The organism is Meiothermus sp. CFH 77666, assembly GCF_017497985.1.
Taxonomy (GTDB): domain Bacteria; phylum Deinococcota; class Deinococci; order Deinococcales; family Thermaceae; genus Meiothermus.
On record NZ_JAGDFV010000024.1, the window covers coordinates 44,139 to 55,480 of the forward strand.

Here is an 11,342-nt window from a genome sequence, read left to right on the forward strand (position 1 = left end):
GTATGCGTCTGTTGCTCGTGGAGGACAACCCCCGCCTGGCCGGGCTGGTACAGGAGGTGTTGAGCGCGCAGGGCTGGGCGGTGGATACAGCCATCCTGGCCGAGGAGGCCTGGGGCCTGCTGGAGAGCTTTCCCTACGACCTGCTGGTGCTCGACCTGGGCCTGCCCGATGGGGACGGGCTGTCCCTGCTGCAGCGGCTGCGCGGAGCGGGCCGGAAGCTCCCGGTGCTGATCCTCACCGCGCGGGATGCCCCCGAAGCCCGCATTGCCGGCCTCGAGGTCGGGGCCGACGATTATGTGGTTAAGCCCTTTCATACCGGGGAGCTGCTGGCGCGGGTGCGGGCCCTGCTGCGCCGCTCCAAGGGGGAGGCCCGCAACCGGCTCGGGGTGGGGCGGCTCGAGCTCGACCTCGAGCTGCGCCGGGCCTGGTGGGAGGGCCGACCGGTGCAGCTTTCCGGGCGGGAGTTCGCCCTGCTGGAGTTTCTGGCCCTGCACCCGGAGGGGTACTACCCCCGGGAGGTTCTGCTGGAAAAGTGCTGGCCCGGCGAGGCCAGCATCGAACCGCGCACGGTGGACACCTATGTGCGCTACCTGCGGCGCAAGCTGGCCGATGAGGCCATCGAGACCGTGCGCAACCTGGGGTATCGTTTTCGGGGATGAACCTGCGCCTGCGCCTGACCCTGTTCTCGGCCCTGCTGGTGGGGCTGGTGGTGGGGGCTGCGGGGCTCTGGCTGCGCGTCGGGCTCGAGCAGCGCCTGCTGGCCGGGCTGGACCGCGAGTTGAGCAGGGCCCTGAGCCTGGCCCGCCCACTGGTGGGCCGTGACCCGCTGGAGGGGGACGTGCGCCTGCTGCCCGACCAGAGCCTGGAGGTGCTCCCCCGGCTGCTGCCCGAGCTGACCCTGATTCTGGCGGGCTCGGAAGGCGTACTGGATGCACTGGGCCGCCTGCCCGAGCCCAGCCTGCTAAACCGACTGGCCCAGGCCCGCGAGGGGTACTTTACCCTCGAGGGCCGTCGGCTGCTGGGTACCCCGGTGGGGACGGAGCTCTACCTGCTGGCCGCCCTGCCGCTCACCTCGGTGAACGAGGCCCTGCGCTCGCTGGATGCCCTGCTGTGGCTGCTGCTGCCCGGCGCGGTGCTGCTGGCCTTTGGGCTGGGCTATCTCCTGAACACCCGGGCACTGGCCCCCGCCGACCGCCTGACCCGTTCGGCCCTGCGCCTGGCCGAGCAACACAACTGGCAGGCCCGGCTACCCGAACCCAAAAGCCACGACGAGCTGTGGCGGCTCTCCCGGGCGGTTAACCGGCTGCTGGAAGCCCTGCAGACCGTAATCGAGCGGGAGCGCCGCTTCAGCCAGGACGCTTCCCACGCCCTGCGCACCCCCCTGACGGTGCTACTGGGGCGGCTCGAGCAGCTGCCGCCAAGCCCCCCCGTGCAGGAGGCCCGCCGGGGGGCTGAGGAGCTGCGCGAGCTGGTGGAGAAGCTCCTGCTGCTTTCGCGGGCCGAGGCCGGGGGCTTGCGCCCGGAGCCCCTCGAGCTCGACGCCTTGGCCTTTGACAGCGCCGAGGGGCTGCGCCCGCTCTTTGAGCGTAAAGGGCTGGCCCTGACCCTCGAGCTGCCCCCCGAACCCCTGCGGGTGCAGGCCGACCCCACCGCCTTAAGAGCCGCCCTGCAGGCTCTTCTGGAAAACGCCTTCAAGTTCACCCCCGCAGGCCGGGTGGGGCTGCGGGTCTGGCGCGAGGGGGGCTTGGGCTGCCTCGAGGTCTGGGACACCGGGCCCGGCTTGCAAGGGCCAACCCAAGTGCTTTTCGAGCGCTTCCGTCAGGGCCCTCATGCGAGCGAGGGGAGCGGCCTGGGGCTGGCCCTGGTGGCAGCGGTGGTGCGCTGGCACGGGGGGCGGGTCTGGGCACAAAACCAGCGTGAAGGCGGCGCCAGGATAGGGTTTGCACTGCCCATCTTGGGTTAGCCTCCCACGTGCACCACCGGACGCCGGCTCGGGTCGGGCTCGGCCCGCCGCAGTATCTCATGGGTCAGGCTCCCGATATCGCCCTCACCAAAGAACAAAAAGCGCAGGGCCTGCTGGAAGGGGCTATGCTCGCCCCACTCCAGGTATACATGGGGCCGTTTGCCGGTCTGATCCCGCAGATACAGCAGAATGGCCGCAATGGTATTGGGCACACTGGCCGACTGGGTGCGCAACACCCGGTAAGGGCCCACCTGCACCCCCACCACCTTCACCCGGCTGGAAAACTCCGAAGGGTCCAGCACCCCAACCTCTAAGAAGAGCAGCGTGCCCTGGCCGGGTAGATGGGTCTCCTGCTTCATTTCCTTCTCGGCGGCGCTGTACTCGAAAAGGGTGCCCCGTTCCCGGTGGTGGGCGATGAGACGAATCTCCCCTTCGGCCTGAGCGATGAAGCGCCGGGCCTCCTGGTCAAACTCCACCTTCGAGACCCGCAGCTCAAAGGCCCGCAGCACCCTGGAAACAAACGAGACCAGCAAAACAGCAGCAATAAAAAGCAGGGCAATCCAGAGCCCGGTGGAGCGCTCATGCACGTTCATCGCCCAGGTATAGACAAAAACCAGGGTGATCAGGCCAAACCCCACCGCCGCTCTCCAGAACCCCCGACGCAACGCGGCGAGCCAGACCGCCAGAGAAGCTGAGGTCATCAAGGCCAGCACCCCGGTGGCATAAGCTGCCCCCTGGGCGTCCACGCTGGCTTGGAAGAGAAGGGTGATAAAAAAGGCCACAACAGTAAAGAAGAGCACCAGGGGCCTTGGGATTTTGGTCCACTCGGGGGCCATACCGTAGCGGGGCAGGTAGCGGGGCACCAGGTTCAACAACCCCGCCATGGCGCTGGCCCCTGCAAACCACAAGATCAGGATGGTGGAGAGGTCGTAGAGCGAGGCCACCCCTGGCCCCAGGTAGGTGTGGGCCAGATAGGCCAGGGCCCGTCCGTTGGCCGCGCCGCCGGGCTGAAACGCTTCGGGGGGAATCAGGAGGGTGGTGACCAGGCTGCTGCTCAGTAGAAAAAAGCTCATGATCAGGGCCGCCGCCAGCAGGAGCTTACGGGTGTTGCGGACGCGTCCCCGGGGCCAGGCTTCGGTATCGCCCGGGGCCCCCCGTACCTGGGGCATCACCACCACGCCGGTCTCGAAGCCCGAGAGCCCCAGGGCCAGCCTGGGAAAAACCAGGGCTGCCGCCAGGGCCACCTCGGTGGGGCTGGGGTAACGCAGGGCCACTGCCCCAAGCCAGCCCTGCCAGAGTTCGGGCCGCGCCAGCAGCGCGGCAAACCCCACCGCCACCACCCACAGCGAAAGCCCCAGATAGAGCACCACCAGCACCACCGCCACCCCGATGGCCTCCCGAAAACCCAGTAGAAAAACCCCGCCAAGCAGGGCCACCAGAACCAGGGTGAGGGGTACGGGCTGGTTCAACCAGGAAGGGGTCAGGGGGTTGCCGATGATGTGGGCGCTGGCGTCGGCAGCCGAGAGGGTGATGGTGATCATGAAGTCGGTGGCGGCAAAACCCAGCAGCACCAGCACCGCAAGTTTGGCCGTCCAACCCTTGAGCAGGCGCTCGAGCATCCCCAGCGAGCCCTCCCCGTGGGGGCTCTCGGCGGCTACCCGCCAGTAGACCGGCAGCGCTCCCAACAGGGTAAAGACCACCAAAAAGAGCGTGGCCCAGGGGGAGAGCAGCCCGGCGGCCAGGGCCGCAATGCCCGGCTGGTAGCCCAGCGTGGAAAAATAGTCCACCCCCGTCAGGCACATCACCTTGTACCAGGGTTGCAGGGTGTGGGGTGCCGTTTCCGGCGCATGAAAAAGCCAGCGCTTCAACCTTGCACGGCTCATGGGCGCTCTTTGGAAACCTCGGCCTGGGCCAGCCGCAGGGCCTCCTCGGCGGTCAGGCCGTTCTTGATGACCAGAGCCAGCAGAAGCCGGTTCTGGTACTCGATGTGCCGAAGCAGGGCCTCGATCTCCTCCTCGGCCTTCACGTTGACCTCGAAGTGGTGCTCGGCCCGCAGCTCGGCATGACGGCTTTGCAGGTTCTGCCCCACCATGATCAGGGGCATCAGAAAAAGCTGGATCATGTTGGAAAGGAAAAGCCAGAAGACGAAGGCCATCGGCGGGTCGAACTTGAGGTGAGGCGGGGCCAGAAAGTTCCAGGAGAGCCACAGCACGATCCAAAAAAACACGATCAGGAAAAACCCCTTGCTGCCCACGTGCTCGGTAATCCAGAGAGCCAGCCGCTCGAGCGGGCTGAGCGAGTCGCGGTGTTCCTGGTTGATGTTCCGCAGGGGCTTGCGCTTTTTCAAAAGTTCGTTGATGGCAGGTGGGAACTGCATGCAGTATAGAATACGCCCGTCGGCATGTCCGCGCTCGAGTTTTCCCTTCTGCTCTTCCTGGGCAGCCTGCTGGTCGGGCTGATTGGGGCCCTGACCGGGCTGGGCGGGGGGTGGTGCTGGTTCCCCTGCTGATGCTGGGCTTCAAGGTAGACCTTCTTTATGCGCTGGGGGCCTCACTGGTCTCGGTGATTGCAACCTCGAGCGGGGCCGCCTCGGCCTATGTGCGGGAGGGGTATTCCAACCTGCGCATCAGCATGTTTCTGGAGGTCGCCACCACCCTGGGGGCCTTGCTGGGGGCCTATTTGGTGGGCATACTCTCCAAGAGCGTAGTCGCCCTTATCTTCGGGCTGGTGCTCCTCTACTCTGCCTACCTGAGCCTGCGGGAGGTGAACCGCGAGGCCCGCACCGACCCCCGCCCCTCCGACCCCCTGGCGGTGCGCCTGCGAATGGAAGCCAGCTACCCTACCCCGGAGGGCCCTAGGCCTTACAAGGTACACAACCTGCTGGGTGGTCTGGGCCTGATGGGGGTGGCGGGGATGCTCTCGGGGCTTCTGGGTATCGGTTCGGGGGCCGTCAAGGTGCTGGCCATGGACCGGGTGATGGGCCTGCCCTACAAGGTCTCCACCACCACCTCCAACTTCATGATTGGGGTGACCGCCGCGGCCAGTGCAGGCATCTACCTGAGCCGGGGCTATATTGATCCGGTGCTGTCCATGCCGGTGATGCTGGGGGTACTGCTGGGCTCGCTGGTCGGCGCGCGTATCCTGACTCGGGCCGCCCCGGCTCGTCTGCGGGTCTTGTTTATTGGGGTCATTGCCCTGCTGGGCGTGCAGATGGTTTACCAGGGTCTGCGGGGTGGTTTGTGAAAGACCAGCAAATGGAGGTATGGCTCGGAAACCTGCTGCGGCTGGGGGTTGCAGTGGCCGGAGCGGTGGTGTTCCTTGGGGGGGTGCTCGAGCTCCTCCAGCATGGGCATCAGACCGTCAACTACTCGGTCTTCAGAAGTGAGCCGGCTTCACTTCGCACGCCTTTGGGTATTGTCCAGGGATTGGGACAGCTCGAGCCGCGCTACCTGATTCAGTTCGGACTGCTGCTGCTCATCCTGACCCCCATCCTGCGGGTCGCGCTATCGGCGCTGCTGTTTGCCCGGCAGCGCGATGGGGTCTTCACCCTGTTGACGCTTGTGGTGTTGGGGGTCTTGCTATACAGCCTAACACGTTAGTGGAGAAAACAATGAACCAGATCGGCATGGTGGGACTTGGACGGATGGGGGCCAATATGGCCCGCCGACTACTACAAAGAGGCTTTCAGGTGGTGGGTTTCGACCAGAATCCCCAGGTGGTTCAGACCATTGAGGGTCTGCTGGCGGCAGCCTCCCTTCTGGAGCTGGTCGAGCGCCTCAGTCCGCCCCGCATCATCTGGCTCATGCTGCCAGCAGGCCCCGTAACAGAAGAGAACCTGGAAACCCTGGCCGTGATGGTGAACCCCGGCGATCTGCTGGTAGACGGGGGCAACACCTTCTACAAAGACAGCCAGCGCCGGGCCATGCATCTAGCTGAACGAGGCATTCTATTTGCCGATGTGGGGGTATCGGGCGGGGTCTGGGGCTTGCAAGAGGGCTATGGGCTCATGATGGGCGGCCCGGCCGAGGCTGCAAAGAGGCTTGTGCCGATTCTGAAAGCCCTGGCCCCGGCACCCGATAGGGGCTGGGTACACGTGGGGTCGGTTGGGGCCGGGCACTTTGCCAAGATGGTTCACAACGGTATCGAGTACGGGATGATGCAGGCCCTGGCTGAAGGCTTTCACCTGTTGCACCAGAAGCAGGAATTCCAGATTGACCTAGCGAAGCTCAGCGAAGCCTGGCGCTACGGTACGGTCATCCGAAGCTGGCTGCTGGATCTGCTGGCCGAGGGTCTGAAGGCCGACCCCAACCTGAAAGGTATCGCCCCGGTAGTGGCCGACTCTGGCGAGGGCCGCTGGATGGTGCAGGAAGCGCTAGAGCTGGGAGTGGCGGTTCCAGTTACGGCCCAGGCACTCTTTACCCGATTTGAGAGTCAGGACCAGGATGGCTTTGATCGCCGCCTGCTATCGCTCATGCGACACCTGTTCGGCGGGCATGCGGTGGAAACACAAGACCCGAGCGCTTCTTAGGCCGCGTATTAGACCCATCACCAGAAAGGGCAAGGATGGCAGATCTCGAGGTGCAAACCTGCACCAGCACGGAAGAAGTAGCCCAGGCTCTGGCCGACCTTCTGGCCGAGCACTTGCAAAGGGGTGGTAGCGCCGTGCTAGCGGGCGGCCAGACCCCATTGCCGGCCTACCAATTATTGGCCCGCCTCGAACTTCCCTGGCCACAAATACACCTGATCCCCTCAGATGAGCGCTGCGTAAAGCCCTCTTCCCCACTCCGAAATGATCTGCAAATCCTTGCCGCGCTGGGTGAAAAAGCGCCATTGCACCGCTTCCCTGCCGAGCTGGGGCCTAGCGAAGCCGCCTCTCAAATGGAAGCGGTGGTACGAGCCCTCCTGCCCTTTGAGCTGGTAGTGCTAGGTATGGGCGAAGACGGGCACACTGCGAGCTTGTTCCCTGGACACCCAAACTACGAGACCCTGGTAGCCCCGGTATACAACGCTCCCAAGCCCCCGCCAGAACGGGTAACTCTTACCCCTAAAGCCTTGTCTCAGACCCGGCTGCTGGTTTTCGTGGTTACCGGTGAGGGCAAACGCGAGACCCTGCGCCAGGTGCTGGCCCGAACACCCTTGCCACCCAACCAGATTCCCGCCCCCAGGCGGCTCCTTCTATGCGACCGGGCGGCCTATCCTCATCCCAATGTCTGAGCGAATCCCGCCATCTGTGGGAGGCACTACTCGTCATCCGCCGGGCGGTAGGAGAACGCCAGCCCGACTAACAATAGCAGAAGCCCCGCAGCCAAGCCCCAGACCCAGCCGCCCGGCAACCGGCCCACTGCGGCCCCGCTGAGGAGGCCTGGGCTGTGCAGCTCGAGCTTGAGCACCCAGCCCGCGTAGACCACCAAAAAAAGCCACAGGTAGTTGTGGCGCAACCGCACTGCCAGGGCCTGCCGCCGATTGACCGGTGGTGCCGGGCGCTTGAGGCTTTGTAGCAGCCGATCCACCCAATCGCCCCCGCTTTCACCCAGCACCTGCGGGTAGAAGCCGGCCTCCATCAAACGCACCCGGTAACGCACCAGCTCGTAATAGCGGTATCGGCGGGCCTCCATCCAGAGGAAGATGGCATCTAGAGCCAGCGCAAGTGCAAATACAAAGTGTGGCATCTGGGGGTTGCCCAGGGCAAAAGAGACCATGGCCGCCGTGGTGCCCACGGCCCAGTTGGTAGTGGTATCGAGCCGGGTGCGGTAGACCGCCATCCGGGCAACCTCGCCTCGGTAGAGGTGAATGAGGGCCGTGTTCTGGTCTTTGGTGTTTAACTCCACGCGCCCTATTCCCCAGTCTGGGCCAGGAGGTAGTTGGAGAGGCCCATTTGCTCGATCAGGCTACGCTGGGCCTCGAGCCAGTCGATGTGGGCCTCTTCCTGCTTGAGAATCTCGGCCAGCATCTCCCGTGTACCGTTGTCGCCTACCTCGGCGGCCAGGGCCATGGTCTGGTTGTAGCCTCGCACACCCAGCAGCTCGCCGTCGTAATCGTTGAGCACAATATCGGAGACATTAGCCCCGATGCGAATCTCACCCAGTCTGGCCACATTGGGGGTGCCCTCGAGAAAGATGATGCGCTGAATCAGGGCCTCGGCGTGGCGCATCTCGGTGCGGGCGGTAGCCTCCAGGTGCTTTGAGAGCTTCGCGTAGCCCCAGCTTTCACACATCTCGGCGTGCACCATGTACTGCATGATGGCGGCCAGCTCTTCGGACAGGCGGTGGTTGAGCTGCACAATCACTTCGGCGTTTCCTTGCATGGTTGCCTCCTATACATTGGTTTGCTCAAGGCTTCGTTCTTACGCTCAGGGTTCAAAGTACCAGGCCGTAATGCCTCCAAGTACCACCACTCGGGGGGGCAGTAAGGCATGGATTCGAACCTGCCCAACCCCGGTGGTGGATAGCACCAGACTACTACCCCTGGGCTTCCGGGGGCAAAGGTAAACCACCCTAACCAAACGCTAACGCGTTCTGGTTAGGGCTTTCCGAGGAAAGACGATGCAGAGAAGACACCCTCAGAATCCGGGCCGGTTTACAACGGCCCTTGCCCATCGAGCCTGCTCTTTGGGCGACGATCCCCTTTGGGACGGGCAAAGCCCGTGCACGCAGGGCAATGTTGTGTGCAGCCACCCAGTCTGCGTTGTGCTGGAAGCCGCATTGGCTGCAGCGGAACAGCGCCTGGCTCCGGCGGTTCTCCTGGGCAATGTGGCCGCAGCGGGGACACGCCTGGCTGGTGTAGCGGGGGTCTACCGCCACCACCCGCACCCCCTTCAGGGTTGCTTTGTACTCCAGCAGGGAGCGGAAGCGGGCGTAGGGCCAGAGGCCATGCAGATGGCGCTCTGTTTTGCCGCGTTTGGTGGTGCGGCCTCTCAACCCGGTCAAATCCTCAACAGCCAGGGTGTCCCCAGGTTCCAGGCTGTCCACAATCCGCCGTGCCAGGGTGTGAAGGGTGTGATTTACAAAGCGCTGCTCTTTACCCCTAAGCCGTGCCCAGAGGCGCTGTACGCCTCTGGTGCGTTGGGTATCCAGCTTGCTTCTGACCTCGGCCCGCTTGTTCCGGTAGTGCAAACGCTTCCCCTTCAGGGAACCGCCGGAGAATCGAACCCCGCTGGAGAGGGTGGCCAGGGCCTTCTGACCCAAATCAACACCCACCACCCTGCCCCCACCGCTGGGGGGCTCAGGGGTCTTTACCCGCAGGGAGAGGTGGATGTACCACTTTCCCTTCGGCCCCTTGGTCAGCACCCCGCCCTGCACGCTTTTGGCCCGCTTCAGCACCCCGCGCTGGTAGTTCCCGAGCTTCATCGGGATAACCATACGGCCAGATACCGTGGTCAGCGAGACCGCCTCGCCCCGCAGGGAGAGGGTGCGCTGGTCGAAGGCGCAGGAGGTGGGTTGGTAGAACTTCGCCCGGCTGCCCCTTTTCTTTGCTACGCGAAAGATGGCCTGGATGGCGAGGTTAGCCGAGAGCCCCATTGCCCGGAGGTCGCTATAGACCAAACGCTGCAACCCGAACTTGCGGAACTCCCCCTTCTCCTTGGCCACCCTGAGCGCGTGGTTGCAGCCCTCGGCGAACCGCCGCACTGTGGCCTCCAAAGCCGCCGCCTGTTCAGGGGTGGGCTTCAAGGTGCAACGGAGCGTGAGGGTCTGCATAAGCAAAGTATAGCACATCAAGCAGGGGCGAGTGGGTATCGCCGCCTGACGGCGGCCTGGGGCTATCCCTCCCCGACCAAACTGCAGCTTGGTCGGGGACTCACGCCCCAGACCCCAATCAGTTGAAATGCGGCACGCTGCCCCGAAACACCCGTAGGGAATTGCGCCAGGCACATATTTGCAGCATTTGGCGGCATCGCATTTCTACCCTGGCGCAACTTAGACCCCAAAGGTTAGGTTTCGGTAAAGAACCGTTTTTTACCGACCTTTACTCGGTTTTTACCAGTCTAAACCATGCTCTTAGCTCAAGGAGGCCGGTAATGTTCGATCTGCACGAGCGCCTGCTGTTGCTAGCGCACAGCCTGGAGGGGGTTCAAACCGAGCTCGAGGGTGCAACTGAACGCTTCTATCACGGCAGTCCAATGCTTCCGGGCAGGCTCTTTCTGGAAGTGATAGAGGCCGACCACATGGTTTATGGTTTGCCGCCCCATCCACAATGCCACTTTCGTGCTTCCGTGGTATTCCCGCACCCGGTATACCCAGGCTGGGTGCGAATAGCCCAACCAAGCGAGGAAGAAGAAGCGCTGCTGTGGCAGAGCATCCTTTACAGCTACCAAACCATGGGACACAGCCCAGCTCTTCCCGCTTCATTGCTGGTCAGTCACCCCCTTATGCGTGCGGTTTAGATGACTGCCCTCCCAGCAGGCTGCCTATCAGAATCAGCACAAATAACTCGGTGCATTGCCAATACACAAGGCCGCCCTGGGGGCGGCCCCCGCTAGACAACTTTTTCAGGAGGCTTTAGCCTCGAGGCTCACCCCCTGCCCACCCTGAGCACCCAGCAGATCCTTGGCGCGGTTGGCCTCGTCCTCGCTGCCGTGCATCAGCACCACATAGCTACCGGCCTTGATGGAGGAATCCAGCTTCAGGGCTTTGTCCCGGCTTACCCCGTAGCCAATCAGGGCCCCAACCAGCGCACCCCCAGCCGCCCCCAGCACGGCCCCCTCGAGGCCCGCAATCAGGCTGGCCACAAACGGGCCGGCCACAATCAAAGGCCCCACGCCGGGAATCCAGAGAAAGGCTGCCCCCACCAGGAGCCCGAAAATTCCACCAACCCAGGCCCCCACGCCCGCGGCCCCCTTGGCCACGTCCCCGGTGGTCACAAAACCGTGTACCTTTTCGGTAGATTGCAGGTTCTGCCCGAGAATCGAAACCTGCTTGATAGGCAGGCCCGCATCGCCCATCTTGCGCACCGCCTCCTCGGCAGCCTGGTGGGTTGGGAAAACTGTGCTCACTACGTACTCGCTCATCTTGACCTCCTTTGGTTAGCGAAAAGGCACGTGCTCAGCATGAACCCCTGTTTGATTTCGCCAACCACACCGTCCATATTGGGTTCGAGAGGTAAAGAAATGGTAAATATTGCGTCCGGACTTGCATTTTTCGTTGGGCCAGTGGTAGTGTAATCACTGGTGCTAGTCACAAAACGATGTCAGCTATACACAGGTCTGGGGAAGCAGCGATGAGGTTCAGGGCGATGATGAGGTAAGCCCACCAAGCGGTAAAGCCAAGTTCAGTACGGTGATGGCGTTTCTTGGCACCGAAAAAACGGGTTAGTTGAGACAACAACCTTTCGATGGACATACGCTCTGACCAGGTCTTATGGGCACAGAACTTGAGACACGCCG

The 11,342-nt window shown here is 63.5% G+C and carries 14 protein-coding genes; 7 read left to right on the forward strand and 7 right to left on the reverse strand.

Annotated features, from left to right (window positions below):
* Positions 1–2 precede the first annotated feature (2 nt).
* The gene (locus J3L12_RS12450) at positions 3–659 is read left to right on the forward strand and encodes a response regulator transcription factor (RefSeq protein WP_208015384.1); all 657 of its coding nucleotides are present in this window, start codon (positions 3–5) and stop codon (positions 657–659) included.
* The gene (locus J3L12_RS12455) at positions 656–1,963 is read left to right on the forward strand and encodes a HAMP domain-containing sensor histidine kinase (protein WP_208015385.1); all 1,308 of its coding nucleotides are present in this window, start codon (positions 656–658) and stop codon (positions 1,961–1,963) included. The genes J3L12_RS12450 and J3L12_RS12455 overlap by 4 nt, the downstream gene beginning before the upstream one ends.
* On the opposite strand, the gene J3L12_RS12460 is transcribed toward J3L12_RS12455, so the two are convergent.
* A complete protein-coding gene (locus J3L12_RS12460; protein ID WP_243455204.1) occupies positions 1,960–3,846 on the reverse strand; it encodes an amino acid transporter in 1,887 nt (628 codons plus the stop codon). The two genes, J3L12_RS12455 and J3L12_RS12460, sit on opposite strands and share 4 nt — an antisense overlap.
* Positions 3,843–4,340, reverse strand: coding sequence for a DUF1003 domain-containing protein (locus J3L12_RS12465; RefSeq protein WP_208015386.1), 498 nt, complete (start codon positions 4,338–4,340; stop codon positions 3,843–3,845). The genes J3L12_RS12460 and J3L12_RS12465 overlap by 4 nt, the downstream gene beginning before the upstream one ends.
* 113 nt (positions 4,341–4,453) lie before the next feature.
* On the opposite strand from J3L12_RS12465, the gene J3L12_RS12470 reads away from it, so the two are divergent.
* From J3L12_RS12470 to pgl, 4 genes are read left to right on the forward strand one after another with little or no spacing between them, the layout of a single operon-like run.
* Complete coding sequence (locus tag J3L12_RS12470; protein WP_347708895.1) at positions 4,454–5,206, forward strand: sulfite exporter TauE/SafE family protein; 753 nt, start codon at positions 4,454–4,456, stop codon at positions 5,204–5,206.
* Entirely contained in the window at positions 5,203–5,562 is a 360-nt protein-coding gene (locus tag J3L12_RS12475; protein ID WP_208015387.1) for a DUF1634 domain-containing protein, read from the forward strand. The genes J3L12_RS12470 and J3L12_RS12475 overlap by 4 nt, the downstream gene beginning before the upstream one ends.
* 11 nt (positions 5,563–5,573) lie before the next feature.
* A complete protein-coding gene (gene gnd, locus J3L12_RS12480; protein WP_208015388.1) occupies positions 5,574–6,491 on the forward strand; it encodes a phosphogluconate dehydrogenase (NAD(+)-dependent, decarboxylating) in 918 nt (305 codons plus the stop codon).
* A gap of 35 nt (positions 6,492–6,526) precedes the next feature.
* The gene (gene pgl / locus J3L12_RS12485) at positions 6,527–7,177 is read left to right on the forward strand and encodes a 6-phosphogluconolactonase (RefSeq protein WP_208015389.1); all 651 of its coding nucleotides are present in this window, start codon (positions 6,527–6,529) and stop codon (positions 7,175–7,177) included.
* 26 nt (positions 7,178–7,203) lie between these two features.
* Here the strand turns inward: pgl and J3L12_RS12490 are convergent, their stop codons facing one another.
* From J3L12_RS12490 to J3L12_RS12500, 3 genes are all read right to left on the reverse strand, one after another.
* Positions 7,204–7,791: a DUF2270 domain-containing protein gene (locus J3L12_RS12490; protein WP_208015390.1), complete on the reverse strand. Its 588-nt coding sequence runs from the start codon at positions 7,789–7,791 to the stop codon at positions 7,204–7,206.
* 5 nt (positions 7,792–7,796) lie between these two features.
* The gene (gene bfr, locus J3L12_RS12495; RefSeq protein ID WP_208015391.1) at positions 7,797–8,267 is read right to left on the reverse strand and encodes a bacterioferritin; all 471 of its coding nucleotides are present in this window, start codon (positions 8,265–8,267) and stop codon (positions 7,797–7,799) included.
* 190 nt (positions 8,268–8,457) lie between these two features.
* Positions 8,458–9,657 carry a transposase gene (locus J3L12_RS12500; RefSeq protein WP_243455205.1) on the reverse strand — a complete coding sequence of 400 codons (1,200 nt, stop codon included), beginning with the start codon at positions 9,655–9,657 and terminating at the stop codon, positions 8,458–8,460.
* A gap of 320 nt (positions 9,658–9,977) precedes the next feature.
* Here J3L12_RS12500 and J3L12_RS12505 point away from each other — a divergent pair, with 320 nt between their 5' ends.
* Positions 9,978–10,343 carry a hypothetical protein gene (locus J3L12_RS12505; protein ID WP_208015393.1) on the forward strand — a complete coding sequence of 122 codons (366 nt, stop codon included), beginning with the start codon at positions 9,978–9,980 and terminating at the stop codon, positions 10,341–10,343.
* Between the two features lie 105 nt (positions 10,344–10,448).
* Here J3L12_RS12505 and J3L12_RS12510 read toward each other — a convergent pair whose 3' ends face one another.
* Positions 10,449–10,967: a general stress protein gene (locus tag J3L12_RS12510; RefSeq protein ID WP_208015394.1), complete on the reverse strand. Its 519-nt coding sequence runs from the start codon at positions 10,965–10,967 to the stop codon at positions 10,449–10,451.
* A gap of 166 nt (positions 10,968–11,133) precedes the next feature.
* A partial coding sequence (locus J3L12_RS12515; RefSeq protein ID WP_208013434.1) for a hypothetical protein occupies positions 11,134–11,342 on the reverse strand: 209 nt, incomplete at its 5' end.